This is a genomic window from Pantoea sp. YU22, from assembly GCF_003970755.1.
Taxonomy (GTDB): Bacteria; Pseudomonadota; Gammaproteobacteria; order Enterobacterales; family Enterobacteriaceae; genus Pantoea; species Pantoea piersonii.
Genome location: NZ_RYDU01000009.1, coordinates 1 through 25,021, shown reverse-complemented (window position 1 = coordinate 25,021; position 25,021 = coordinate 1). Strand labels below are relative to the sequence as shown.

Annotated in this window: 22 protein-coding genes and 1 riboswitch; of the genes, 10 read left to right on the top strand and 12 right to left on the bottom strand. The window is 57.6% G+C overall.

The window, feature by feature from the left end:
- Positions 1–51 precede the first annotated feature (51 nt).
- The 3 genes from fghA to ptrR all read right to left on the bottom strand — a co-directional run bounded on the left by fghA (position 52) and on the right by ptrR (position 3,031).
- Positions 52–894, bottom strand: a complete 843-nt coding sequence (gene fghA / locus EKL29_RS13850) for an S-formylglutathione hydrolase (RefSeq protein WP_126689985.1) — start codon at positions 892–894, stop codon at positions 52–54.
- Between the two features lie 12 nt (positions 895–906).
- Positions 907–2,031 (bottom strand): S-(hydroxymethyl)glutathione dehydrogenase/class III alcohol dehydrogenase, encoded by a 1,125-nt coding sequence (locus EKL29_RS13845; RefSeq protein WP_120453184.1) that lies wholly within the window; start codon positions 2,029–2,031, stop codon positions 907–909.
- 88 nt (positions 2,032–2,119) lie between these two features.
- The gene (ptrR, locus tag EKL29_RS13840; RefSeq protein WP_126689984.1) at positions 2,120–3,031 is read right to left on the bottom strand and encodes a putrescine utilization regulator PtrR; all 912 of its coding nucleotides are present in this window, start codon (positions 3,029–3,031) and stop codon (positions 2,120–2,122) included.
- Between the two features lie 104 nt (positions 3,032–3,135).
- Between ptrR and EKL29_RS13835 the strand changes: the two genes are divergently transcribed.
- The 7 genes from EKL29_RS13835 to mglC all read left to right on the top strand — a co-directional run bounded on the left by EKL29_RS13835 (position 3,136) and on the right by mglC (position 11,587).
- Positions 3,136–4,263, top strand: coding sequence for a YbfB/YjiJ family MFS transporter (locus tag EKL29_RS13835; protein ID WP_126689983.1), 1,128 nt, complete (start codon positions 3,136–3,138; stop codon positions 4,261–4,263).
- A 125-nt stretch (positions 4,264–4,388) separates the two neighbouring features.
- Entirely contained in the window at positions 4,389–5,054 is a 666-nt protein-coding gene (gene folE, locus EKL29_RS13830) for a GTP cyclohydrolase I FolE (protein ID WP_120453189.1), read from the top strand.
- Positions 5,055–5,308: 254 nt separating this feature from the next.
- The gene (gene yeiB / locus EKL29_RS13825) at positions 5,309–6,469 is read left to right on the top strand and encodes a DUF418 domain-containing protein YeiB (RefSeq protein ID WP_126689982.1); all 1,161 of its coding nucleotides are present in this window, start codon (positions 5,309–5,311) and stop codon (positions 6,467–6,469) included.
- A 147-nt stretch (positions 6,470–6,616) separates the two neighbouring features.
- Positions 6,617–7,657, top strand: a complete 1,041-nt coding sequence (gene galS, locus EKL29_RS13820; protein ID WP_120453194.1) for an HTH-type transcriptional regulator GalS — start codon at positions 6,617–6,619, stop codon at positions 7,655–7,657.
- Between the two features lie 314 nt (positions 7,658–7,971).
- On the top strand, positions 7,972–8,967 hold the full coding sequence (mglB, locus tag EKL29_RS13815; protein WP_120453196.1) for a galactose/glucose ABC transporter substrate-binding protein MglB: 996 nt from the start codon (positions 7,972–7,974) through the stop codon (positions 8,965–8,967).
- Between the two features lie 69 nt (positions 8,968–9,036).
- A complete protein-coding gene (gene mglA / locus EKL29_RS13810) occupies positions 9,037–10,557 on the top strand; it encodes a galactose/methyl galactoside ABC transporter ATP-binding protein MglA (RefSeq protein WP_120453198.1) in 1,521 nt (506 codons plus the stop codon).
- 19 nt (positions 10,558–10,576) lie between these two features.
- Positions 10,577–11,587 carry a galactose/methyl galactoside ABC transporter permease MglC gene (gene mglC / locus EKL29_RS13805; RefSeq protein ID WP_120453200.1) on the top strand — a complete coding sequence of 337 codons (1,011 nt, stop codon included), beginning with the start codon at positions 10,577–10,579 and terminating at the stop codon, positions 11,585–11,587.
- A gap of 197 nt (positions 11,588–11,784) precedes the next feature.
- On the opposite strand, the gene sanA is transcribed toward mglC, so the two are convergent.
- The 6 genes from sanA to metG all read right to left on the bottom strand — a co-directional run bounded on the left by sanA (position 11,785) and on the right by metG (position 18,943).
- The gene (sanA, locus tag EKL29_RS13800; RefSeq protein ID WP_120453202.1) at positions 11,785–12,504 is read right to left on the bottom strand and encodes an outer membrane permeability protein SanA; all 720 of its coding nucleotides are present in this window, start codon (positions 12,502–12,504) and stop codon (positions 11,785–11,787) included.
- Between the two features lie 135 nt (positions 12,505–12,639).
- On the bottom strand, positions 12,640–14,337 hold the full coding sequence (locus tag EKL29_RS13795) for an NAD-dependent malic enzyme (protein WP_120453203.1): 1,698 nt from the start codon (positions 14,335–14,337) through the stop codon (positions 12,640–12,642).
- 155 nt (positions 14,338–14,492) lie between these two features.
- Positions 14,493–15,383, bottom strand: a complete 891-nt coding sequence (cdd, locus tag EKL29_RS13790) for a cytidine deaminase (protein ID WP_120453205.1) — start codon at positions 15,381–15,383, stop codon at positions 14,493–14,495.
- 119 nt (positions 15,384–15,502) lie between these two features.
- Positions 15,503–16,195, bottom strand: a complete 693-nt coding sequence (locus EKL29_RS13785) for a CidB/LrgB family autolysis modulator (RefSeq protein WP_120453207.1) — start codon at positions 16,193–16,195, stop codon at positions 15,503–15,505.
- The gene (locus tag EKL29_RS13780) at positions 16,188–16,577 is read right to left on the bottom strand and encodes a CidA/LrgA family protein (RefSeq protein WP_120453208.1); all 390 of its coding nucleotides are present in this window, start codon (positions 16,575–16,577) and stop codon (positions 16,188–16,190) included. Before EKL29_RS13780 ends, EKL29_RS13785 begins: the two co-directional genes overlap by 8 nt.
- A 335-nt stretch (positions 16,578–16,912) precedes the next feature.
- A complete protein-coding gene (metG, locus tag EKL29_RS13775) occupies positions 16,913–18,943 on the bottom strand; it encodes a methionine--tRNA ligase (protein WP_126689981.1) in 2,031 nt (676 codons plus the stop codon).
- A 163-nt stretch (positions 18,944–19,106) separates the two neighbouring features.
- Between metG and apbC the strand changes: the two genes are divergently transcribed.
- Positions 19,107–20,219, top strand: coding sequence for an iron-sulfur cluster carrier protein ApbC (gene apbC, locus EKL29_RS13770; protein ID WP_120453213.1), 1,113 nt, complete (start codon positions 19,107–19,109; stop codon positions 20,217–20,219).
- 23 nt (positions 20,220–20,242) lie between these two features.
- On the opposite strand, the gene EKL29_RS13765 is transcribed toward apbC, so the two are convergent.
- Positions 20,243–20,671 (bottom strand): GNAT family N-acetyltransferase, encoded by a 429-nt coding sequence (locus EKL29_RS13765; RefSeq protein ID WP_120453215.1) that lies wholly within the window; start codon positions 20,669–20,671, stop codon positions 20,243–20,245.
- Between the two features lie 227 nt (positions 20,672–20,898).
- Here EKL29_RS13765 and ahpC point away from each other — a divergent pair, with 227 nt between their 5' ends.
- Positions 20,899–21,462 carry an alkyl hydroperoxide reductase subunit C gene (gene ahpC, locus EKL29_RS13760; RefSeq protein WP_120453217.1) on the top strand — a complete coding sequence of 188 codons (564 nt, stop codon included), beginning with the start codon at positions 20,899–20,901 and terminating at the stop codon, positions 21,460–21,462.
- Between the two features lie 71 nt (positions 21,463–21,533).
- Positions 21,534–23,102 carry an alkyl hydroperoxide reductase subunit F gene (ahpF, locus tag EKL29_RS13755; RefSeq protein WP_120453219.1) on the top strand — a complete coding sequence of 523 codons (1,569 nt, stop codon included), beginning with the start codon at positions 21,534–21,536 and terminating at the stop codon, positions 23,100–23,102.
- 59 nt (positions 23,103–23,161) lie between these two features.
- Here ahpF and EKL29_RS13750 read toward each other — a convergent pair whose 3' ends face one another.
- The gene (locus EKL29_RS13750) at positions 23,162–24,121 is read right to left on the bottom strand and encodes an AEC family transporter (RefSeq protein ID WP_120453221.1); all 960 of its coding nucleotides are present in this window, start codon (positions 24,119–24,121) and stop codon (positions 23,162–23,164) included.
- Positions 24,122–24,197: 76 nt separating this feature from the next.
- The gene (locus EKL29_RS13745) at positions 24,198–24,395 is read right to left on the bottom strand and encodes a hypothetical protein (RefSeq protein WP_126689980.1); all 198 of its coding nucleotides are present in this window, start codon (positions 24,393–24,395) and stop codon (positions 24,198–24,200) included.
- A 341-nt stretch (positions 24,396–24,736) separates the two neighbouring features.
- A riboswitch (TPP riboswitch) is annotated at positions 24,737–24,833 on the top strand.
- The last annotated feature ends 188 nt before the right edge of the window (positions 24,834–25,021 follow it).

Genomic DNA, 25,021 nt, shown 5'->3' with positions numbered 1-25,021 from the left:
ATAGCGTGCCGCACCTCTGATATTCAGGGCCGCATTGCGGCCCTCAATGCACTACACCAGCAGATGCTGCGCATGGAAGCGCAGATGATCCTCGACGAAGGTCGCGATGAAGTAGTAGCTGTGGTCATAGCCGGGCTGCACGCGCAACGTCAGCGGGAATCCCACCTCTCTTGCCACCATATCCAGCCGCTCCGGCTGCAGCTGATCCGCCAGGAACTGATCGCTGTCCCCCTGATCGATCAGGATCGGCAGACGCGCCTGCACCTCGCGCATTAGCGCGCAACTGTCATAGTCGCGCCAGGCCGCGCGGTCCTCGCCCAGGTAGGCGCTAAACGCTTTCTGACCCCAGGGCACGTCGCTGGGATTGACGATAGGCGCAAAAGCCGACGCCGACGCGAAGCGATTGCCGAGGCGCAGCGCCAGCATCAGCGCGCCGTGGCCGCCCATCGAATGCCCCATAATCGACTGCCGCTCGCTGATACTGAAGTTGCCAGCGATCAGCGTCGGCAGCTCCTGGCTCAGGTAGTCGAACATGCGGTAGTGCGCTGACCAGGGCGCCTGGGTGGCGTTGAGATAGAACCCCGCGCCCTGACCGAGATCGTAAGCGGCGTCGTTGGCGACCGCATCACCGCGCGGGCTGGTGTCCGGCATAATTAACACCAGTCCCAGCTCCGAGGCGACGCGCTGCGCGCCGGATTTGGTGCTGAAGTTCTCATCCGTGCAGGTCAGCCCTGCCAGAAACCACACCGCGGGCGGCGGCGTGTCGTCTTTCGGACTGGGCAAAAAAATGCTGAAGGTCATCGGGCAGTTCAGCACGTCTGACTGATGTCGCCAGCGTTGTTGCCAGCCGCCGAACATCCGGTGTTCTTCCAGCAGTTCCAGCGTGGTTGCCATATCGCCTCCCGATTACTTGTTAAAGTGCACCACCGAACGAATAGATTTTCCTTCGTGCATCAGATCGAAGGCCTCATTAATCTCTTCCAGCGGCATGGTGTGGGTAATAAAGTCGTTCAGGGCGAATTTACCGTCCAGATAGTCCTGCACGATGCCCGGCAGCTGCGAGCGACCCTTCACGCCGCCGAAGGCAGAACCGCGCCAGACGCGACCGGTGACCAGCTGGAACGGACGGGTAGAGATCTCTTCGCCCGCGCCGGCCACGCCGATAATTACCGATTCGCCCCAGCCCTTATGGCAGCACTCCAGCGCGGAACGCATGACGTTGACGTTGCCGATGCACTCAAAGGAGAAATCTACGCCGCCGTCGGTCATCTCAACGATAACGTCCTGGATCGGCTTCTCATAATCTTTCGGATTCACCAGATCGGTCGCGCCCAGCTTGCGTGCCAGGTCGAACTTGCTGGTATTGATGTCGATACCGATGATGCGTCCGGCTTTCGCCATTTTTGCGCCGATAATCGCCGACAGACCGATGCCGCCAAGGCCGAAAATCGCCACGGTATCGCCTTCTTTAACTTTGGCGGTATTCATCACCGCGCCCATACCGGTAGTGACACCGCAGCCCAGCAGGCAGACTTCCTCCAGCGGCGCTTCTTTGCTGATTTTCGCCAGCGAAATTTCCGGCACGACGGTGTACTCGGAGAACGTCGAGGTGCCCATATAGTGGAAAATCGGCTTGCCGTCTTTAAAGAAGCGCGTCGTGCCGTCCGGCATCAGGCCTTTGCCCTGCGTTGAGCGGATCGCCTGGCAGAGGTTAGTTTTGCCCGACAGACAGAATTTGCACTTGCCGCACTCCGGCGTGTAAAGCGGGATCACATGATCGCCTACTTCGACGCTGGTCACGCCTTCGCCGACCGCTTCCACAATGCCGCCGCCTTCATGGCCGAGAATCGCCGGGAACACGCCTTCCGGATCTTTGCCCGACAGGGTATAGGCATCGGTATGGCAAACGCCGGTGGCAACGATGCGCACCAGCACTTCACCTTTTTGCGGCGGCATCAAATCCACTTCTTCGATTTTCAGCGGTTCGCCAGCGGCCCAGGCAACGGCGGCACGGGTTTTAATCATGTTCATGCATTCCCTCTTGCGGTCAGATGGGGGCGCGCCGAAGCGGTCGCGCCCGTAGTCGTGATATCAATAAAAATAGCGCGTAACTGAGTAATTAGTCTGCGACCTGCAGCGGATGCAGCAGCCGATCGTCCTGCGGCCGGTCGTCAAACATATCAATAATCAAATACTTCAGGGCTTCGACGTTGGGCGTAAAAGCGTCGCGTCGCCACATCAGCCAGGTGGCGGTGTCGCGGTACGCCGGCGGCAGCTCATGCGCCTGCACGCGGGCGCGCTCAGGCATCTGCGCTAATACCGATTCCGGGATCATCGCCACGCCCGCGCCGCCCGCCACGCAGGCCATCATCGCGTGGTAGGACTGGATCTCCATGACGCTGCCGGGCGCGACACCGCTGTCGCGATACCAGGCTTCCAGCTTCACGCGATAGGAGCAGCTGTTACGAAAAGCGAACAGCGTATCGTTTTGCGCGTCGCGCGCGCTCTCCACCGGCGCATGATCGAGGCTGGTGATCAGCGTCAGGGTTTCCCGGAAGGCGATACAGCCGTTGAGATCGTCATAAGGCGCTGGGCCGTCAACCAGCGCGGCGGCCAGCGTGCCTTCGCGCACTTTGTCGATAATCTCGCCGGAAGTACTGGTGATCAGCGACAGCGCGACCTTCGGGAAGCGCTGATGGTAGGCCGCCAGCAGGCCCGGCAGGCGCGTCGCGGCGGTGCTCTCCATTGAGCCGAGCGCGAAGTTACCCGCCGGTTCGCCGGCGCGCGCCATGCTCAGCGCCTCGTCGCTCAGCGTCAGGATACGCTGCGCATAGTTAAGAAAGTTGTGGCCCATCGGCGACAGGCGAATGCGCTGTTTCTCGCGGATAAACAGATCGACGCCAATCTCCTCTTCCAGATGGCGCAGCCGCGTGGTGAGATTAGAGGGGACGCGATGGAGTTGTTCCGCGGCGCGCGCCAGCGAACCGGTTTCGGCCACAGAACAGAACATACGTAGCTGGACAAGATCCATGTATTCTCTTCCCGTAAACAACTTGATGTGAATTATTCAGTTTTCGTGAGTTTAATAAGCTGGCATGTTATAAGCAAGAGATAATAAAACGCAGGAGTAGGGAAATGGCTTTTCGCGTGGCGCTCAGCGCCTTTCTGGCGCTGGTAGTGGTGATGGGGATTGGACGTTTCGCCTTTACGCCGCAGGTGCCGCTGATGATACACGACGGCCAGCTGACGCTAACCAGCGCCAGCCTGGTCGCGGCGCTTAACTATCTCGGCTACCTGTGCGGCTCCTTTGACGCGATGCGCGCCAGGCGTCATGTCGAACTGCGCCTGCAGCTGGGCGTCTGGGGCGCGGTGATCCTGACGCTGCTCTCCGCCTGCGTCAGCGGCCCCTGGCTGCACGGGGCGGTGCGCTTTCTTATCGGCTGGGCGAGCGGCATGGCGCTGGTGCTGGTCGCCGCCTGGAGCAGCGAACAGCTGCATCATTACGGCCGCCCCAGCCTGTCAGCGGCGGTATTCGCCGGACCCGGCGCGGGGATTTTCATCAGCGGCCTGCTGGCGGTGCAGCTGCATACGTTTCAGGTTTCCGCCTCGCTGGCCTGGGCGGCTTACGGCCTGCTGGCGCTGCTCTTTATCGCCGCTGTCGCGCGCAATTTGCCGCGCCGCGTCGGCGATCTGCATCGACCCGATCAGGCGCCGCAGCCGCTGGTGCTGACCAGGGATCTGCGACGGCTGGTGCTGAGCTACAGCCTGGCGGGCTTCGGCTATATTCTGCCCGCGACTTTTCTGTCGCAGATGGCGGCGGCGCGCTTTCCCGATGGCGCATTCGCCCAGTTCGTCTGGCCGATTTTCGGCGGCGCGGCGATAGTCGGTATCGCGCTGGGGATCCTGACGCGCGGCCTCGCCAGCACGCACCGGCGGCTGGCGCTGGTGCTCTGGGCGCAGGCGCTGGGCGTCGTGGCGGCGGCGTGGCTGCCGGGCTTTAGCGGCCTGCTGATCGGCGCGCTGCTGGTGGGCGGCGGCTTTCTCTGTGTGGTGCAGCTTGCGCTGGCCTGCGCGCGCGAGCTGGCGCCGCAGCATACGCGCTATATGGCGGGACTGCTGACTACCGGCTACGCCATCGGGCAGCTGGTGGGGCCGGTGCTGTCGTCGCTCTCTACCGCGCTGCTGCATCGGCTGGAGCCGGCGCTGTGGATCGCCGGTCTGGGGCTGGCCGCGGGCGGTCTTCTGGTCTGGCGGCGATCATAATGAAAAGCTTTCATCGCCGATTGGATTGATTACTGGATTACCCAAACGGAAAGCTTCACAATACGCGCTCAGAATTGAACCCGTCGGTCTCTCCGACGGGCGTTACACCTGCGGAGATGAGTACGATGAGCACCCTTAGTCAGGAAGCTATCCTGGTTCACGAAGCGCTGCTGGCGCGAGGCCTGGAAACGCCGTTACGCGCGCCAACGCGTGAAATGGATGATGAAACCCGTAAGCGCCTGATCGCTGGCCACATGACTGAAGTCATGCAGCTGCTGAATCTGGATCTTGAGGATGACAGCCTGATGGAGACGCCGCATCGCATCGCCAAAATGTATGTGGATGAGGTGTTCTCCGGCCTGGATTACGCTAACTTCCCCAAAATCACCGTCATTGAAAACAAAATGAAAGTGGATGAGATGGTGACGGTGCGCGATATCACGCTGACCAGCACCTGCGAACATCACTTTGTGATCATCGACGGCAAAGCCACCGTGGCCTATATTCCAAAAGATAAGGTGATCGGCCTGTCGAAGATCAACCGTATCGTCCAGTTCTTCGCCCAGCGTCCGCAGGTGCAGGAGCGTCTGACGCAGCAGGTGCTGGTGGCGTTGCAGACGCTGCTTGGTACCAACAACGTCGCGGTTTCTATCGATGCGGTGCATTACTGCGTGAAAGCGCGCGGGGTGAAGGATGCCACCAGCGCAACCACCACCACTTCGCTGGGCGGTCTGTTTAAGTCGAGCCAGAATACCCGCCAGGAATTCCTGCGCGCGGTACGCCATATTTAAATCTCAGGGCGAGGCTGTTGGCTATGCGCCTGCGCGGGTGAGAGCGCCCGATCGTAAAGACGCAAACAGGAGATCGCGGCCCGTGCAGACAGGCACCTTATTTGAGGTGCTTTTGTTAGCGGGCCAGGGCTCTGCGTTGTGCAAAAACGCTCCCGGCGTTTTTTTCCTGATGCGGGACGTTTGCTCTTCGGTCTGTGCCATCCGCCTGCAGGCTTTGTAAGCCGCCTCTGTTTCTCACGTCAACAGGGACCGATATGCAACGTTATCATGCGCTGGATTTTATTCGCGGCTGCGCCATCCTCGGCATTTTGTTGCTTAATATCGTCGGCTTCGCTTTACCTTCCGCCGCTTATCTGAATCCTGCCTGGCATGGCGAACCCGCTACCGACGAGGTCTGGACCTGGGCGGTGCTTGATACCCTGGCACAGCTGAAATTCCTTACCCTGTTCGCGCTGTTGTTCGGCGCGGGTCTGCAGCTCCAGCTGCCGCGCGGCGGCCGCTGGCTGTCGGCGCGCCTGACGCTACTGGCGATTATCGGTCTGTTCCACGCCATTGCAATGTGGGAAGGGGATATCCTGCTTGATTATGCCATTATCGGGCTGATCGTCTGGCGTATGCTGCGCGACGTGCCCTCAACGCGCAGCCTGTTTCATACCGGCGCGCTGCTTTATCTGGTGGGCTGCGGCGTGCTGCTTATTTTCGGTTCCATCTCCGATCCTGAACCGAGCAGTTCATGGCTGCCAGGCGCGGCCGAGCTGGAGTATGAACGCTTCTGGAAGCTGGCCGGCGGATGGGAAGCGGTGCATAACCGTCTCGATCATCTCTCTTCCAGCCTGATGGCGCTGGCGGCGCAGTATGGCTGGCAGCTGGCCGGACTGATGATGATGGGCGCCGCGCTGCTGCGTTGCGGCTGGCTGACCGGCGGATTTAGCGTGCGACACTATCGCCGCTGTGCCGCGTTCTTGCTGATAACAGGCTATGCCATCGCGCTGTCCGGCGTGGTGTCGCAGTGGATGCTGCACTGGTCGTTTCGCTGGAGCGCCTTCTATCTGCAGGTGCCGCGCGATCTCGCCAGCCCCTTTATCAGCCTCGGCTATGCTGCGCTTATCCTGGCCTACTGGCCGCGGCTGGTTCGCTGGCGCTTCAGCGCGGCGATCCAGTGCGTCGGCCGTATGGCGCTGAGCAACTACCTGCTGCAGACGCTGATCTGCACCACGCTGTTTTATCGCTTTGATCTCTTTATGCGCTTCGACCGCCTGCAGCTGCTGGCGTTTGTCCCTGCTGTCTGGCTCGTCAATATCCTCTTCTCGGTAATCTGGCTGCGCTTTTTCCCGCAGGGGCCGCTTGAGTGGCTCTGGCGTCGGCTGACGCGTCTGGCGGCAGGCAAAACGCCGCATCGTCCCTCATTCAGATAATGATGTTCATCACAAAGGTTACATAATTGTATGTAACCGTTTTCATCAGTGTGACGTGATTCACGCTGCTGGTTAGCTGCGCCTGACAGAATAGCGCCGGGTTTACTTCCTGGCGTGATGCCTTTTTTTCCTCTGTGGAACAGCTGCATGATAACGATTCGTGATGTTGCCCGTCTGGCTGGCGTGTCGGTGGCGACCGTCTCACGCGTGCTGAATAACAGTAGCGCCGTCACCGCCGACACGCGCGATGCGGTGCTGCAGGCCGTGGAGTCGCTGGGCTATCGCCCTAATGCCAACGCGCAGGCGCTGGCGACGCAGGTCAGCGATACCATCGGCGTGGTGGTAATGGACGTTTCCGATCCCTTCTTCGGCGCGCTGGTAAAAGCGGTGGATACCGTGGCACAGCGCCTGCATAAACATGTATTGATCAGCAACTCCTGGCATCAGGAAGATAAAGAGCGCCATGCGATTGAGGTGCTGATCCGTCAGCGCTGCAATGCGCTGGTGGTGCACGCGAAAACGCTTTCAGACGAAGAGCTGGCCTCTTTTATGCAGCAGGTGCCGGGCATGGTGATGGTAAACCGCATCGTGCCGGGCTTCGCCCATCGCTGCGTCAGCCTGGATAACGTGGCTGGCGCGCTGATGGCGACCAGAATGCTGCTGCAGCAGGGACATAGCCGCGTTGGCTATCTCTGCTCCAGCCATCCGATCGAGGATGTGCAGCAGCGCCGCGACGGCTGGGAGCAGGCGCTGGTGGAGCAGGGCATTCGTCCGCAGGAGAGCTGGATCGCCAGCGCCGAACCCGATATGCAGGGCGGCGAAGCGGCCATGGTGGAACTGCTGGGGCGCAACGTGCATCTCAGCGCGATTTTCGCCTACAACGACGGCATGGCGGCCGGTGCGCTTACCGCGCTGAAAGATAACGGCATTCAGGTGCCGCAGCACTTCTCCATTATCGGTTTCGATGATATTCCCATGTCACGTTACACCGATCCTCAACTGACTACGGTGCGCTATCCCATTGTTTCTATGGCGAAACTGGCGACAGAGCTGGCGCTGAGCGGCGCGGCGGGCCAGCTGGACGCCAGCGCGCAGCACGTCTTTATGCCAACGCTGGTGCGTCGTCATTCAGTGGCTCAGCGACAAAATGTGGAGTCGGTCACTAATTCAGGCGATAGCCTGATGTAACCGTTTTCAATCTGTGATTGTATTCACAGTTAATTAACATGCCGCTCACTATGATGGCTGCGTCTTACCGGACTGAAACATTATGTAACGCCGCCATAACCGCAGCAGGCGTGGTTTCAGCAACCCGTTGAAAAGGTTCATCACATCTTCAGGATGCGTTGTCGCACAAGGAAGTCAGGTTTCTGGACGGCGATTCAGCGGGGTAGCGGAATACCACTCGCCTCTTTTTGACTCGCCGAATCTTATTTTACCGAAAGCTCTTACGCGTCCGACGCGTCTGAGCCAGTACTACCCTGCAAAAAACCGGAGATACCATGAATAAGAAGGTTTTCACGCTTACAGCTTTGGTTGCCAGCATGATGTTCGGCGCAACGGCACACGCAGCGGACACGCGTATCGGCGTGACCATCTATAAATATGACGACAACTTTATGTCGATGGTACGCAAGGACATCGAGAAAGAAGCCAAAAACCTCGGCGGCGTGCAGCTGCTGATGAATGACTCGCAGAACGACCAGTCCAAGCAGAATGACCAGATCGACGTGCTGATGGCGAAAGGCGTGAAGGCGCTGGCGATTAACCTGGTGGATCCGGCTGCGGCGGCCGTGGTGATCGATAAAGCACGCAGCAATGACGTGCCGGTAGTGTTCTTCAACAAGGAGCCAAACGCGAAAGTGCTGGCCAGCTACGACAAAGCTTACTATGTCGGCACCGACTCTAAAGAGTCCGGCATTATTCAGGGCCAGCTGATTGAGAAACACTGGAAAGCCTCGCCGAACTGGGACCTGAACAAAGATGGTCAGATTCAGTTCGTGCTGCTGAAAGGCGAACCGGGCCATCCGGATGCCGAAGCGCGCACCAAATATGTCATCGATACCCTGAACAAAGACGGCATCAAAACTCAGCAGCTGGCGATGGATACCGCAATGTGGGACACCGCGCAGGCTAAAGACAAGATGGACGCGTGGCTCTCTGGCCCGAACGCCAACAAAATCGAAGTGGTGATCGCTAACAACGACGCCATGGCGATGGGCGCGGTTGAAGCGCTGAAGGCGCATAACAAGACCTCGATTCCTGTGTTCGGCGTCGATGCGCTGCCGGAAGCGCTGGCGCTGGTGAAATCGGGCGCGCTGGCGGGCACCGTGCTGAACGATGCTGAAAACCAGGCGAAAGCGACGCTGGATATGGCGAAAAACCTGGCGGACGGCAAAGCGGCGACCGAAGGTACCAGCTATAAAATTACCGACAAAATCGTCCGCGTACCTTACGTTCCGGTCGATAAAGAGAATCTGTCTCAGTTCCAGAAGTAATCCTGTCCGGGCGCGGCTGAGCCGCGCCCTGTTTTCACTTGACCAACGCTTTTTTTAGCCAGGTAAATTATGGCCAGTGATAATCCGACCGCGCAGCGTGAATATCTGCTGGAAATGACGAATGTGTCAAAATCATTTCCAGGGGTTAAAGCCTTAGATAATGTGAATTTAAAAGTGCGGCCTCACTCCGTTCATGCATTGATGGGTGAAAACGGCGCCGGTAAATCGACATTATTGAAATGCCTGTTTGGTATTTATAAAAAAGATACGGGGAGCATCCTGTTTCAGGGTGAGGAAATAGATTTTAAAAGTTCAAAAGAGGCGCTGGAAAACGGCGTTTCGATGGTGCATCAGGAGCTGAACCTGGTTTTACAGCGCACCGTCATGGACAATATGTGGCTGGGTCGCTATCCGCAAAAAGGCCCGTTCGTCGATCAGGATAAAATGTATCGCGATACCAAAGCGATTTTCGACGAGCTGGATATTGATATCGATCCGCGTGACAAAGTGGCGACGCTCTCTGTCTCGCAGATGCAAATGATTGAAATTGCCAAGGCGTTCTCCTATGACGCCAAAATCGTCATTATGGACGAGCCGACCTCTTCGCTGACGGAAAAAGAGGTGAACCACCTGTTCACCATTATCCGCAAGCTGAAAGATCGCGGCTGCGGCATTGTCTATATCTCGCACAAGATGGAAGAAATTTTCCAGCTGTGCGACGAAATTACTATTCTGCGTGACGGGCAGTGGATCGCCACCCAGCCGCTGGAAGGGCTGGATATGGATAAGATCATCGCCATGATGGTCGGCCGCTCCCTTAACCAGCGCTTTCCCAGCAAAACTAACGTGCCGGGCGAAACCATTCTTGAGGTGCGTAATTTAACGTCGCTGCGTCAGCCGTCGATTCGCGACGTTTCGTTCGATCTGCGTAAAGGGGAGATTCTGGGCATTGCCGGGCTGGTAGGCGCCAAGCGTACCGATATCGTCGAAACTCTGTTTGGTATTCGCGAGAAAGTCAGCGGCACTATTAAGCTGCACGGCAAAGCGATTAATAACCACAGCGCCAACGAAGCCATTAATCACGGGTTTGCGCTGGTGACGGAGGAGCGTCGTTCTACCGGTATTTATGCCTTTCTGGATATCGGGTTTAACTCGTTAATCTCGAATATTAAGAAGTATAAAAACAATATCGGGCTACTGGACAATAAACGCATGAAGAGCGATACCCAGTGGGTTATCGACGCCATGCGCGTAAAAACGCCGGGGCACCATACGCAAATTGGATCGCTTTCGGGCGGCAACCAGCAAAAGGTTATTATCGGCCGCTGGCTGCTGACCCAGCCTGAAATACTGATGCTTGACGAACCGACGCGCGGTATTGACGTCGGCGCGAAATTCGAAATCTACCAGCTGATTGCTGAGCTGGCGAAGAAAGAGAAGGGCATCATTATTATCTCTTCCGAAATGCCGGAGCTGTTGGGCATTACCGATCGTATTCTGGTGATGAGCAACGGTCAGGTAGCGGGCATTGTAGATACCAAGACAACCACGCAGAACGAAATATTGCGTTTAGCGTCATTACACCTTTAATGAAGCAAGGGCTGTTAACATGAAAGCGACTACTAAAAAGAATGCGCTAACCTGGCTGAAAGAGGGCGGCATTTATGTCGTTCTGCTGGTTTTACTGGCTATTATTATTTTCCAGGATCCGACATTTTTAAGCCTGATGAACCTGAGTAATATCCTCACCCAGTCTTCGGTGCGTATTATTATCGCGCTGGGCGTGGCGGGGCTGATCGTTACCCAGGGTACCGACCTCTCGGCCGGGCGTCAGGTGGGGCTGGCGGCGGTAGTGGCGGCAACGCTGCTGCAGTCGATGGAAAACGCCAACAAGGTCTTCCCGACGCTGGAAACCGTACCGATTCCGCTGGTTATTCTGGTGGTGTGCGTTATTGGCGGCCTGATCGGTCTGCTGAACGGCGTCATTATCGCCTATCTCAAGGTAACGCCGTTTATTACCACGCTTGGCACCATGATTATCGTGTACGGCATCAACTCGCTCTATTACGATTTTGTCGGCGCGTCGCCGATTGCCGGGTTTGATACGGGCTTCTCAAAGTTCACGCAGGGCTTCTTCCGCTTTGGCGACTTTAAGCTCTCCTATATTACCTTCTACGCCATTATCGCTATCGTTTTCGTCTGGATCCTGTGGAACAAAACCCGCTTCGGCAAAAACATTTTTGCTATCGGCGGCAACCCGGAAGCGGCGAAGGTTTCTGGCGTTAACGTGAACTTTAACCTGATCCTTATCTATGCCCTTTCCGGCGTGTTTTACGCCTTCGGCGGGATGCTGGAAGCGGGCCGTATCGGCAGTGCCACCAACAACCTCGGCTTTATGTATGAGCTGGACGCTATCGCGGCGTGCGTGGTGGGCGGCGTCTCCTTTGCGGGCGGCGTAGGTACGGTAGCGGGCGTGGTGACCGGTGTGATCATCTTTACCGTGATCAACTACGGTCTGACCTATATCGGCGTGAACCCTTACTGGCAGTACATTATCAAGGGCGGCATCATTATCTTCGCCGTGGCGCTGGACTCGCTGAAGTACTCGCGTAAGAAGTAATAAGGGCAGCGCTCAGGCTTCTTGCAAACGGCCTGGGCGTCAAAGCGTGGGTGGCATGGATCGAAGAGCAAAGCGTCCCGCGACAGGGATGTCGCGGGCCGAGCGAGCATGGATGCCTTGAGCGACTTTGCGATCGAGCCATGCCATCCGCGCGAGTACAATTCTGTTTTTCATGAGCGGCCCTCGGGCCGCTCTTTCTATTTCTGCGCTTTCTGCTCGCTTTCCAGCAGCTGCTCCGGCGTCACCGCCGGATAGCTCTGCGCATCTTCCGGCACCTCATGCACCGCCGGTATCGGCACCAGCGGGCCAAGGAAGCGCGGCTCGCGCTTCATTACATAGAGATCGGCCAGCGCACCGAGACGTGCGCCCACCTCGCGGAAACGGACGCTGAGCATATTTTTCGGTGAGGGCACCGCATAGCACTGCGCCTGAATACCCATATGCAGGGCGATGAACAGGGCGCGCTCGCAGTGGAACCGCTGGGTGATAATAATAAAATCGTTGGTGTCGAACACCTTGCGCGTGCGCACGATCGAGTCAAGCGTACGGAAACCCGCATAGTCCAGCACGATATCCTGTGGATCGACGCCAGCTTTGATCAGATCGCGACGCATGGTCATGGGTTCGTTATAGCTGCTCATGGCGTTGTCGCCGCTCAGCAGCAGATAGTTGACCTTGCCGCTGTTGTAGGCGTTCAGCGCGCCCTGAATGCGATAAAGGTAATACTGGTTATAGACGCCGGTGCGGTAATACTTCGCGGTGCCTAGTACCACGCCAACCTGACGATGCGGCAGCGAGGCGACGTCTTCATAAATATAGGGGGCGGTTTTCCAGCTGATCCAGCGATCCAGGCCGAGCGCGGTCGCCACCACCAGTAAGATGATGAACAGAAGACCAATAAAAACGCGTTTCAACATACGCGTGGGCGCTCGAGGTCAGGAAAATTCGGTGCATCAAGGCTACTTGAGGACCTGCTACGAAGCAAGTTACCGCCGGCTGGCTGATGGATTTTTGCGCGACTGCCGGGCCTGAGACGGCCCGGCGTTGGTCTGTCAGATAGAGGTACGACGATAGTGGCGATACTGCGGCAGCCAGAAGTTATTAGCCACCGCCTGCGACAGCACATCTTCCGACGTGACTACCGCGACGCCAGCCAGCTGCGCGGCTTTGCCGACTTCCATGGCGATAATTTTCGATACGCCCTGAATATCTTTAATCTCCGGCAGTACCGGACCTTCGCCTTCGTTCACCAGCGGCGAACAGTCGGCCAGCGCGCGGCTTGCCGTCATCAGCATTGAGTCGGTAACGCGCGTCGCGCCTGAGGCGATAACGCCCAGACCGATGCCAGGGAAGATATAGGAGTTGTTACACTGCGCGATCGGATAGGTTTTGCCTTTCCAGCTCACCGGCGAGAAGGGACTGCCGGTCGCTACCAGCGCCGCGCCGTCTGTCCAGGCGATAATATCCGCTGGCGTCGCTTCCACGCGTGATGTCGGGTTGGAGAGCGGCATCACGATGGGTCGCGCGCAGTGTTTGTGCATCTCGCGGATGATCTCTTCGGTAAAGAGCCCCGGCTGGCCGGATACCCCGATGAGAATATCGGGACGGGCGTTGCGCACCACGTCAAGCAGCGAGATTGAATCGCTTACGGTATCCCACTCTTTCAGGTTTTCGCTCTTCTGCACCAGCTTGCTCTGGAAGTCGAGCAGGTTAGGCAGTTTGTCGGTCAGCAGGCCGAAGCGATCGACCATCAGCACGCGCGCGCGCGCCTCTTCATCGCTTAATCCTTCAGATTTCATCTGGGCAATGATCTGCTCGGCGATGCCGCAACCGGCGGAACCCGCGCCGAGGAAGACCACTTTCTGCTCGCACAGGCGGCTGCCCGCGGCGCGGCTGGCAGCGATCAGCGTGCCGACGGTCACGGCGGCGGTGCCCTGAATATCGTCATTGAAGCAGCAAATTTCATCGCGATAGCGCTGCAGCAGCGGCATGGCATTTTTCTGCGCAAAGTCTTCAAACTGCAGCAGCACGTTCGGCCAGCGGCGTTTTACCGCCTGGATAAAGTCATTAACGAACGCGTCATACTCTTCGCCGGTAATGCGCGGATGACGCCAGCCCATATAGAGCGGATCGTTAAGCAGCTGCTGGTTGTTCGTACCGGCGTCCAGCACCACCGGCAGCGTATAGGCAGGTGAAATACCGCCGCAGGCGGTATAGAGCGACAGCTTGCCGATAGGAATGCCCATGCCGCCGATGCCCAAATCGCCGAGGCCGAGAATGCGCTCGCCGTCGGTCACCACAATCACCTTTACGTTCTGCTTGGTGGCGTTTTGCAGCATATCTTCAATATGGGCGCGGTTCGGATAGGAGATAAAGACGCCACGTGCGCGGCGGTAGATCTCGGAGAAGTGTTCGCAGGCCGCGCCGACGGTCGGGGTATAGATAATCGGCATCATCTCTTCGAGATGATTGTCGAGCAGGCGATAGAAAAGGGTTTCGTTGGTGTCCTGAATATTGCGCAGGTAGACGTGTTTATCGTTATTGTTTTTGAAATCCTGGAACTGACGCCAGGCGCGCTCAGCCTGCTCTTCGATACTCTCGACCGCTTCAGGCAGCAGGCCGTTGAGGTTAAATTCGTTGCGCTCTTCAAGCGAGAAGGCGCTGCCTTTATTCAGCAGGGGAAATTCCAGCAGGATCGGGCCAGCGTAGGGGATGTACAGCGGACGCTTACTTTCGTACTCATGTTCCATGAATTGATGCTCCGGTTGCGGTGTTGTCTGGCAAAGCTCAGACGCCAGTCGTTCTTTTTTTGTGTTGCTGGCGCACGATCCTATGAAATTTCTCGCCGATGTACAGCTTTTGTAAATAAAAGATATTGCAATTGTTGAAAAGCGTGTTGCGCGCCTCAGGCTTTGCGCAGCGTGACGCGTGCGAGCTGGGTGCAGCCCAGCGCGGCCAGGGTCGCCTGAGTGGCGGCGAACTGGTTCAGCGTGGCGTTTTCCACTTCAGCCAGCGCTGCCGCCTCGATATTTTCACAGGCTTCACCCTGCATATTCAGCAGGATCAGCGCGGCCTGTAGCGGCGGCAGGCTCGGGTTATAGGCGGCATTCTCGGCGTAGCGTCCTGTGACTATCGCGCCGCCCGAGGTGCGTAGCGCAATGCCGCTGTGGGAGCCGCTGTAGGGCGCATGGCTCTCGTTAGCGGCCGCGATTGCCGCCTGCGCCAGCGCATCGCCTTCCGCCAGATAGCCGTGGTCCACCTTATCCAGCAGCAGCGTGGTGATGTTCAGGTCGCGTGGGCCGAACGCGTCCGGCAGATAGTCGCCCAGCGTGCTGACGTTACGGCCAGGCAGGCTGATGCGCAGATCGGTGCCGCTGTTGAGTTCGTTCATAAACTGGCGACAGTGGCCGCACGGCGTGTAGTTGACGGTAACGGCTTCCAGACGGCGCTCGCCGCGTAGCCAGGCGTGCGCGATTGCGCTCTGCTCGCCATGTACCGTTTGCTGCAGCGCCACGCCTGTAAACTCCATATTGGCGCCGAAATACCAGTGGCCGCTGACGCCGCGTGCCACGGCGCCCACGTTGAAGCGCGAGACCGGCACAACTGCACAGGCTGCCGCCAGCGGCAGCAGCGCCAGGGCGAGCGCATCGGCGTCCAGCTGGGTCTGCTGCATCAGCGATGCAACCTGCTCCGGCGTCAGCATCGCCTGAAACTGCGCGTCGTCAAGGATCGGACGCAGCGCGCTTTGCAGAGCCGCGGGCAGCGCGTCGAAGGCGGAGGTGAAACGTGGATGCATGATAGCCTCGTCAATATCAGGCGGCCCATTGCCGCCTGAAGGGTTATATGTGATCTGTATCGCTCTGACAATGCAACAGATTTGCATCGTTTCAACTTTGCGAGATCTATCGCAAAGTTTTAGCCAAAGGCGTGCAGCAGCAGCGGAAAAATAAAGGGCGCCAGCAGTGAGGTAATAATGCCGCACAGCACCAGCGCCAGCGAGCTGAACGCGCCTTCCTGGTAGTCCACCTCCGCTGCGCGCGCCGTGCCGAGCGCGTGAGATGCATTGCCGATCGCCAGTCCGCGCGCCGCGCGGGTTTTTATCCCCAGCAGGTTCAGCACCATATGGCCGAATACCGCGCCGAGCACGCCGGCAATCAGCACGCAGATGGCGCTGATAGCGGGTATGCCGTGCAGCGAGGCGGAGACGGCCATCGCAATCGGCGTGGTCACGGATTTAGGCAGAATAGTGGCGGCGATTTCCGGCGTCGCCCCCATCCACAGCGCAATAGCGGTGCCGGAAACCATGGCGGTCAGGCTGCCGATAAAGCAGACGCCGATAAGCGACTTCCAGCGCGCGCGAATTTGATGCATCTGCTCGTAGAGCGGCAGCGCCAGCGCAACGACTGCCGGCTGCAGCAGCTGATTAAGGATCTGGCTGCCGGCGAAATAGCGCGTGTAGGGGATGTGCAGCAGCAGCAGCAGCGGGATGATGATCGCCATCGCCACCAGCAGCGGATTGAGTAACGAGATTTTCAGCTTTGCCGCCAGGCGGCGCGCCAGCATAAAGGCGCCGACGCTGAGCGGCAGCGACCACCAGATGTCACTCACCGGGCTTCTCCTGCACGCTTCGCGTATGAATTTTATGGGCGCTCCAGCCGACAATGGTCAGGACAAGAAAGGTGCTGACCACGATAGAGACCACAATTGGACCGAACTGGGCGCTCAGCACGTCGGTGTAGTTCATGATGCCGACGCTGATGGGCACAAACAGCAGCGCCATATAGCGGATCAGCAGATGGCAGCCTGGCTTAACCCAGTCCACGGGGAGGATCTGCGTCGCCAGCAGGGCGAACAGCGTCAGCATGCCAAGGATGCTGCCAGGAATAGTAATCGGCAGCAGTACGGCGATGGCGTTACCCGCATAGAGACAGAGATAGATGATGACGAAGGCGCGTACGTAGCGCCAGCAAAGAGACAGCACGGTGGGCATAGCAGGCTCCTGTTTTCACTGCACAACATAATACGCACTAAGCGTTAAGCGTGCTAGCGATCACACTTACCTTGAGGACGACACTTTTCCTGGCTAATGGCCGCAAACAAGCCAGCAAGCGGGGGAGATGGACCAAAGAGCAAAGCGTCCTGCGGCAGGAACAAAAACGCAGCGCGTTAGCCCGTTTACGGGCGCACCTCAGGGATAGGCGCGTAGCCGCGCAGGCCGAGATGCCGTTTTTGGCGTCTGTGCGATCGGGCCATGTCCCCCGCGACGGGCACGTTAGCGAAAGCCTAAGGGCGACAATGCTGTCGCCCTTATCCAGCCTGTAACCCTTACTTAACTGGCATACCCGGCTGCGCGCCGCTGTCGACGGAGAGCACAAACAGATCTTTTCCGCCCGGACCGGCTGACAGCACCATGCCTTCCGAAACGCCGAAGCGCATTTTACGCGGCGCGAGGTTGGCGACGATAATCGTCATCTTGCCGATCAAGACCGAAGGATCCGGATAGGCGGCGCGAATGCCGGAGAAAATCTGACGCTTCTCGCCGCCCAGATCGAGCTGCAGACGCAGCAGCTTATCAGAGCCTTCCACCAGTTCGGCGTTTTCAATCAGCGCCACGCGCATATCGACTTTCGCGAAGTCGTCAATAGTAATGGTGTCGCCAATCGGCGCATCCGCCAGCGGGCCAGTGGCCGGTTTGCTGGCCGCTGCGGCATCCTCTTTCGACGCTTCAATCAGCGCGTTAACTTTGGTCATTTCGATACGTCCATAAAGTGCTTTAAACGGCGCTACCTGATGGCTGAGCAGCGGCTGCGGGATAGCGTCCCAGCTTAATTCGCTGTTGAGGAACGCTTCGGCGCGCTCGCTCAGGCTCGGCAGCACCGGCTTCAGCCAGGTCATCAGCACGCGGAACAGGTTGATGCCCATCGAGCAGATCGCCTGCAGATCGGCGTCGCGACCCTCTTCTTTCGCTACCACCCAGGGCGCCTGTTCGTCTACGTAGCGGTTCGCCAGATCGGCCAGCGCCATAATTTCGCGAATGGCGCGGCTGAACTCGCGGCTCGCCCAGGCTTCGCCAATCTTCTCAGAGGCGTCGACAAAGGTCTGGTAGAGCGCCGGATCCGCCAGCTCGGCCGACAGCTGGCCGTCAAAGCGTTTGGTCAGGAAGCCGGCGTTGCGCGACGCCAGGTTGACCACCTTGTTAACGATGTCAGCATTTACGCGCTGTACGAAATCTTCCAGGTTGAGGTCGATATCGTCGATGCGCGAGGAGAGCTTGGCGGCATAGTAGTAGCGCAGGCTGTCAGCATCCAGGTGCTGCAGCCAGGTGCTGGCCTTGATAAAGGTGCCGCGCGATTTGGACATTTTGGCGCCGTTTACCGTCACATAGCCATGCACGAACAGATTGTTGGGCTTGCGGAAATCGCTGCCTTCCAGCATTGCCGGCCAGAACAGGCTGTGGAAGTAGACGATATCTTTGCCGATAAAGTGATAAAGCTCAGTGGTGGAATCTTTCTTCCAGAACTCGTCGAAATCGATATCGCCGCGTTTGTCGCACAGGTTTTTAAACGCGCCCATATAGCCGATCGGCGCATCCAGCCAGACGTAAAAATATTTGCCCGGCGCGTCCGGGATCTCAAAGCCGAAGTAGGGCGCGTCGCGTGAGATATCCCACTGCTGCAGGCCGGACTCAAACCACTCCTGCATTTTGTTCGCGACCTGCTCCTGCAGCGCGCCGGAGCGCGTCCAGGCCTGCAGCATGGCGCTGAATGAAGGCAGATCGAAGAAGAAATGCTCAGAGTCGCGCATTTCCGGCGTCGCGCCGGAGACTACCGATTTCGGCTCAATCAGCTCGGTCGGGCTATAGGTCGCGCCGCACACTTCGCAGTTGTCGCCATACTGATCCGGCGATTTACATTTCGGGCAGGTGCCCTTAACGAAACGGTCCGGCAGGAACATGCCTTTCTCCGGATCGTACAGCTGAGAGATGGTGCGGTTTTTAATAAAACCGTTCTCTTTCAGACGGGTGTAAATCAGCTCGGACAGCACGCGATTCTCGTCGCTGTGCGTCGAGTGGTAGTTGTCGTAGCTGATGTTGAAACCGGCGAAATCGACCTGATGTTCCTGACTCATTTCGGCGATCATCTGCTCCGGCGAGATGCCTAACTGCTGCGCTTTCAGCATGATCGGCGTACCGTGCGCGTCGTCAGCGCAGATGAAATAGACCTGATTGCCACGCATTCGCTGGTAACGCACCCAAATGTCTGCCTGGATATGCTCGAGCATGTGGCCGAGATGGATCGATCCGTTCGCGTACGGCAGGGCGCACGTTACCATTATTTTTTTAGCGACTTGAGTCATAGTTTGCGTAGCTTTCTGTTGATTGAAAAAACGGGCTTAGATGGTAACTCATGCCCTGGCGGGCGTAAACACAAGGGCGGCCTGGCGTCGACTGTGCCGACATCTGATATGATTGTTGTGTTACCGCTGAACCCAGCGACAGAAAAAATAACAAGGAGTGGGGATGACAGCACAATCCCGGACATCACATTCACCTGAAGCCCTGCGCGCCGTGGTTATGGGCGTGTTAAGCGGCTTCCGGCATCCAACCCTCGATCACAATCTCACCACGCTGAAAGCGCTGCATCATGTGGCGCTGCTGGACGGCAAGCTGCATATCGAACTCGTTATGCCGTTCGCCTGGGCGAGCGCCTTTGAAGAGCTGAAAGCGCAGGCCAGCGCTGAGCTGCTGCGCCTGACCGGTGCGCAGGCGATCGACTGGCGGCTGCGCCACGATATCGCCACGCTGAAGCGCGTCAAAGGCCAGCCCGGCGTTAACGGCGTGAAGAACATTATCGCCGTCAGCTCCGGCAAGGGCGGCGTTGGCAAATCGAGCACCGCCGTCAATATGGCGCTGGCGCTGGCGGCGGAAGGGGCGCGCGTCGGCATTCTTGATGCGGATATCTACGGTCCGTCAGTGCCGAATATGCTGGGCACTGAGCACGAGCGTCCTACCTCGCCGGACGGCACCCATATGGCGCCGATTATGGCGCACGGTCTCGCCACCAACTCTATCGGCTATCTGGTGACGGACGATAACGCGATGGTATGGCGCGGTCCGATGGCGAGTAAGGCGCTGATGCAGCTGCTCAATGAGACGCTGTGGCCAGACCTTGACTATCTGGTGCTTGATATGCCGCCAGGCACCGGCGATATTCAGCTGACGCTGGCGCAAAACGTGCCGGTGACGGGCGCCATTGTCGTCACCACGCCGCAGGATATTGCGCTGATCGACGCGCGAAAAGGCATGGTGATGTTTGAGAAGGTAAACGTGCCGGTGCTGGGCGTCGTGGAGAACATGAGCCTGCATATCTGCAGCCACTGCGGCTTCCATGAGCCGATTTTCGGCACGGGCGGCGCGGAAAAGCTGGTGGCGGATTATCAGACGCAGCTGCTGGCGCAGCTGCCGCTGCATATCAACCTGCGTGAAGATCTGGATGACGGCGAACCGACGGTGATCCGTCGCCCGGAGAGCGAGTTTACCGCGCTCTATCGCCAGCTGGCGGGTCGCGTCGCGGCGCGTCTCTACTGGCAGGGCGAAGTGATCCCCGGCGATATCGCCTTCCGCGCGCTGTAGGCCAGCGTACCGCTGGCGTCGCGTCAGGACGCCAGCGGAAAGTGCATCAGCACATATTTTCCCTGCTCGCTCTCGCCTTGCGCGATCATCTTCCAGCCGTGCTTAAGATAGAACGCCTGCGCCGCCTTGTTCATCAGCAGACACTTCAGCGCACCGGTGCTGGTAAAGCGCGCCTGCACTTTCTCCAGCAGCGCGGCGCCGACGCCGCGGCCCTGATAAGCGGGATCGACATACAGGCTATGGAGAAAATTATCATTCTCCAGCACGCCGGCAAAACCGACGCGATGCCCCTCAAGCTCGGCGACCCAGACGGTCTCTCCCAGGATCACACTGTCAAAATCTTCCAGCTGCCAGTGGCTGTCGTCAAGCCAGCGCCAGTTATGGCGGCGCGCAGCCAGAAACAGGGTTCTCAGAAACGGACGATCGGCTTCGGTATAAGAACGGATCAGCACGGATAAACTCCCTTAACGCCTTTTCTACAAAACTAGCAGTTCTGCCATGAAAAGATAAACGACGTTAAATCAATGTGCTTTGCGTGTAGAATGCCGGGGCGGCGTCAATAGCGGTGCGGCTTGCCGCGTTTGATAGCTTTCGTTTATCTGATTGATAACGACTGCATATTAGAAGTTGGCCCGAAAATTTTGTAACGTACATCACATCTTTTAGCGGAGGACTTCAGATGTCTATCATCAATACCAAAATTAAACCGTTCAAAAACGCTGCGTTTAAAAACGGCGAATTCATCGACGTAACTGAGAAAGACGTTGAAGGTAAATGGAGTGTATTCTTCTTTTATCCAGCTGACTTCACCTTCGTTTGCCCGACTGAACTGGGTGATGTGGCTGACCACTACGAAGAATTCCAGAAACTGGGCGTAGATATCTACTCTGTTTCTACCGACACCCACTTTACCCACAAAGCCTGGCACGGTTCTTCTGAAACCATCGCGAAAATCAAGTATGCCATGATCGGCGACCCGACTGGCGCGCTGACCCGCAACTTCGAAATCATGCGCGAAGCTGAAGGTCTGGCTGACCGCGGTACTTTCATCGTTGACCCGGAAGGCATCATCCAGGCAATCGAAATCACTGCTGAAGGTATCGGCCGCGACGCGTCTGACCTGCTGCGTAAAGTGAAAGCTGCTCAGTATGTCGCTTCTCACCCAGGCGAAGTTTGCCCGGCTAAATGGAAAGAAGGCGACGCAACTCTGGCTCCGTCTCTGGACCTGGTTGGCAAAATCTAATTTCTGTACCGGCTTTTCGATCTTCTCTATCGGGTGCTACGGCACCCGATTTCTTCTGACAGGAACTCACTATGCTCGACACCAACTTAAAAACCCAGCTCAAGGCCTACCTTGAGAAATTAACCAGGCCTGTTGAGTTGATCGCCACCCTGGACGATGGCGCCAAATCAGCGGAAATTCGCGATTTGCTGGCGGATATCGCGAGCCTGTCTGAAAAAGTCAGCTTCCGCGAAGAGAACGATCGTCCGGTGCGTAAACCCTCTTTTCTGATCACCAACCCTGGCTCGCACAGCGGCCCGCGCTTTGCCGGTTCGCCAATGGGTCACGAATTTACCTCGCTGGTGCTGGCGCTGCTGCAGACCGGCGGTCATCCGTCGAAAGAGACGCAGAGCCTGCTCGACCAGGTTGCGTCGCTGGATAGCGACCTGCATTTCGAAACTTACTACTCGCTCTCATGCCACAACTGCCCTGACGTAGTACAGGCGCTGAACCTGATGGCGATTATCAATCCGCGCGTCTCGCACACGGCGATTGACGGCGGCATGTTCCAGAATGAAATTACCGAGCGCAACGTGATGGGCGTTCCGGCAGTCTACCTGAACGGCAAAGAGTTCGGTCAGGGGCGTATGAGCCTCGCCGAAATCGTCGGTAAGGTCGACACCAACGCGGACAAACGCGCAGCGGAAGAGCTGAACAAGCGCGACGCCTATGAAGTGCTGATCGTCGGCAGCGGCCCGGCGGGCGCGGCAGCGGCGATTTACTCAGCGCGTAAAGGTATCCGCACCGGCCTGATGGGTGAGCGTTTCGGTGGCCAGGTGCTCGACACCGTGGATATCGAAAACTATATCTCCGTACAGAAAACCGAAGGCGCTAAGCTGGCTGGTTCGCTGCGCGCCCACGTTGACGACTACGACGTTGATGTGATCGACACCCAGAGCGCGATCAAGCTGATCCCGGCGGCGAAAGAGGGCGGCCTGCATGCGATTGAAACCGCGTCAGGCGCGGTGCTGAAATCACGCAGCATCATCATCGCCACCGGCGCGCGCTGGCGTAACATGGGCGTACCGGGCGAAGAGCAGTACCGCACCAAAGGCGTTACCTACTGCCCGCACTGCGACGGTCCGCTGTTTAAAGGCAAACGCGTTGCGGTTATCGGCGGCGGCAACTCCGGCGTTGAAGCGGCTATCGATCTGGCGGGTATCGTCGAGCACGTTACGCTGCTGGAATTCGCTGGCGAAATGCGCGCCGACCAGGTGCTGCAGAACAAACTGCGCAGCCTGAAAAACGTCGACGTGATCCTTAACGCGCAGACCACGGAAGTGAAAGGCGACGGCAGCAAAGTGACCGGTCTTGCCTATATCGATCGCAACAGCCAGACGGCGCACGATATCGCGCTGAGCGGCATCTTCGTGCAGATTGGCCTGCTGCCGAACACCACCTGGCTGGAAGGCGCGGTAGAGCGCAATAAAATGGGCGAGATCCTGATCGATGCTAAATGCGAAACCAGCCTGAAAGGCGTATTCGCGGCGGGCGACTGCACCACGGTGCCCTACAAGCAGATTATCATCGCCAGCGGCGAAGGCGCTAAAGCCTCACTGAGCGCTTTTGACTACCTGATCCGCACCAAACCGGCTGAATAAGTTTAATTTTTTGCGATAGCCACGCAACGGCCCCGTGATTTCTGTCTCGGGGCCTTTTTTTAATAGCCCGCCATCGACATCAGCATCATCCACACCGGTGTTGTCACCGCCGCAAACAGGGTAGAAAAGAGCATGCTGGCCGCCGCGGGACCTGTCAGCACGTTAAACTTCTGCGACATCAGGTAGACATTCACGCCCACCGCCATCGATCCCAGCAGGACCACGACCCGGCTTTCCAGCGGCGGAAGGTGCACCAGCCAGGCGATCGCCCAGATCGTCATCGGCTGTAAAATCAGCTTGAACAAACAGATGGTATAGCTTTCACGCAGACCGTCGCGCACGCGGTAGTGCGCCAGACTCATGCCGAGCGTTACCAGCGACAGCGGCGCGGCAATGGAGCCGAGCATACGCAGCGGTTCGGCGGCGATAGTTGGCAGCGGCTGTTTTAAAAAGCTCCACGCGGTGCCGCTGAGGATGCCGATAATGAGCGGATTTTTCGCCACGCTGAGCAGCGTATGACCGATGCCTTTTAGCGAGAAGCTACCCTGTTTCGCCCACTCCACGGAGAGCGTCAGCAGCGTCCAGAGGATAAGGCTGTTGAACACCAGCACCAGCGCTACCGAAGGCAGCGCCTGCGGGCCGAGCAGCACCGTCGCCACCGGAATACCCAGCATCACGTTGTTGGAGAAGATGCCGCCGAGCGCGAAAACCGTACCTGCGACGCCGTCGAGCTTAAACAGACGCGCGCCCACGATACGCCCGAGGATAAAAATCAGCAGGCAGCTGCCGAAAAAGGCCAGCAGCAGCCGCACATCCACCGGCGGGCTTTTATAGAAGTCGCTCATAACGCGGAACAGCATGCAGGGCAGGGCAACGTTAAACACGAAGCGGTTCATGCCTTCGCTGATGGTTATCGGCCATTTGCCGATGCGCGTCAGGGCATAGCCAAGGAGAATCAAAATAAACAGCGGAGCGGAAAGGTAAATCTGATGGGTAAGCGTATCAAGCAAGCTGGGCATGGCACGTCTGTTTTCTGCATCGGGTAACATCAGCGTAACATGACGTTGCCAAAAGCGTCACCTTGCAGCAGGCTTTTTAACCCAGCCAGCGTCGCGCCTGCGCATCGCTGATATCACGGTAATAAATGCGATGAATAATTTCATCGCAACGTCGACAGCGGGCGGAAATAAAAGTAGAGAAAAAGGATCGGCCGTTGGGCGCAACGGCGTAAGCGCGAGAAATATGAATATCCTGCCAGCGGTGGCAATGCGGAATAAACGGGAAAAACGTCATTTTGCTTTCCTGAGCCTGGCGGCGATTGAATGAATATATTTAACTAATTGATAATTATAATTATTATTCACTGTCTCAGGCAGGTGGGGTTTATGCGGCAGACAGGGCAGCCTGGCGAAAGCAGAGGTTTCGCTCGCGGTTTCCTGATCTCTATTCCCGGCTCGCTAATATTTAATAAAATATTTTGCTGGCAGCCGCTTAATTTAAAACCCGCAGCATTAAGCCCTTTTTTTCTTCCCGGCTGGTTGATCGAGATCATGCTGAACTACGCTAACTGGTAATACCTCTTTAGAGGTAGCTATATTGCTTTCGCTGGCCGCCTCTCTTATGCTGCTGGCGTACCATTCGACTCGGGGTGCCCTTCTGCGTGAAGGCTGAGAAATACCCGTATTACCTGATCTGGATAATGCCAGCGTAGGGCCACCGTCAAAGAAGGAATCGTAACCCGTTTTAAGTAAAAACAACGGGTTACTAGTCTCTCATTGCTCTCTGATTTTCACTGAGGTCAATAGAGGGTGACATTGTGGGGTATAAATCTCTTCGCTATACTGAATCGCCACGGGTTTAACAGACACCTCAGAGTCATTTAAGATGGCTTAAAGAGAGGTGCCCATGAGCGGTAAGCG

What these genes read in the sequence shown, in the direction of transcription:
- fghA (WP_126689985.1), bottom strand. Translation starts at nt 894, where the DNA reads ATGGCAACCACGCTGGAACTGCTGGAAGAACACCGGATGTTCGGCGGC.
- EKL29_RS13845 (WP_120453184.1), bottom strand. Translation starts at nt 2,031, where the DNA reads ATGAACATGATTAAAACCCGTGCCGCCGTTGCCTGGGCCGCTGGCGAA.
- ptrR (WP_126689984.1), bottom strand. Translation starts at nt 3,031, where the DNA reads ATGGATCTTGTCCAGCTACGTATGTTCTGTTCTGTGGCCGAAACCGGT.
- EKL29_RS13835 (WP_126689983.1), top strand. Translation starts at nt 3,136, where the DNA reads ATGGCTTTTCGCGTGGCGCTCAGCGCCTTTCTGGCGCTGGTAGTGGTG.
- folE (WP_120453189.1), top strand. Translation starts at nt 4,389, where the DNA reads ATGAGCACCCTTAGTCAGGAAGCTATCCTGGTTCACGAAGCGCTGCTG.
- yeiB (WP_126689982.1), top strand. Translation starts at nt 5,309, where the DNA reads ATGCAACGTTATCATGCGCTGGATTTTATTCGCGGCTGCGCCATCCTC.
- galS (WP_120453194.1), top strand. Translation starts at nt 6,617, where the DNA reads ATGATAACGATTCGTGATGTTGCCCGTCTGGCTGGCGTGTCGGTGGCG.
- mglB (WP_120453196.1), top strand. Translation starts at nt 7,972, where the DNA reads ATGAATAAGAAGGTTTTCACGCTTACAGCTTTGGTTGCCAGCATGATG.
- mglA (WP_120453198.1), top strand. Translation starts at nt 9,037, where the DNA reads ATGGCCAGTGATAATCCGACCGCGCAGCGTGAATATCTGCTGGAAATG.
- mglC (WP_120453200.1), top strand. Translation starts at nt 10,577, where the DNA reads ATGAAAGCGACTACTAAAAAGAATGCGCTAACCTGGCTGAAAGAGGGC.
- sanA (WP_120453202.1), bottom strand. Translation starts at nt 12,504, where the DNA reads ATGTTGAAACGCGTTTTTATTGGTCTTCTGTTCATCATCTTACTGGTG.
- EKL29_RS13795 (WP_120453203.1), bottom strand. Translation starts at nt 14,337, where the DNA reads ATGGAACATGAGTACGAAAGTAAGCGTCCGCTGTACATCCCCTACGCT.
- cdd (WP_120453205.1), bottom strand. Translation starts at nt 15,383, where the DNA reads ATGCATCCACGTTTCACCTCCGCCTTCGACGCGCTGCCCGCGGCTCTG.
- EKL29_RS13780 (WP_120453208.1), bottom strand. Translation starts at nt 16,577, where the DNA reads ATGCCCACCGTGCTGTCTCTTTGCTGGCGCTACGTACGCGCCTTCGTC.
- metG (WP_126689981.1), bottom strand. Translation starts at nt 18,943, where the DNA reads ATGACTCAAGTCGCTAAAAAAATAATGGTAACGTGCGCCCTGCCGTAC.
- apbC (WP_120453213.1), top strand. Translation starts at nt 19,107, where the DNA reads ATGACAGCACAATCCCGGACATCACATTCACCTGAAGCCCTGCGCGCC.
- ahpC (WP_120453217.1), top strand. Translation starts at nt 20,899, where the DNA reads ATGTCTATCATCAATACCAAAATTAAACCGTTCAAAAACGCTGCGTTT.
- ahpF (WP_120453219.1), top strand. Translation starts at nt 21,534, where the DNA reads ATGCTCGACACCAACTTAAAAACCCAGCTCAAGGCCTACCTTGAGAAA.
- EKL29_RS13750 (WP_120453221.1), bottom strand. Translation starts at nt 24,121, where the DNA reads ATGCCCAGCTTGCTTGATACGCTTACCCATCAGATTTACCTTTCCGCT.
- EKL29_RS13745 (WP_126689980.1), bottom strand. Translation starts at nt 24,395, where the DNA reads ATGACGTTTTTCCCGTTTATTCCGCATTGCCACCGCTGGCAGGATATT.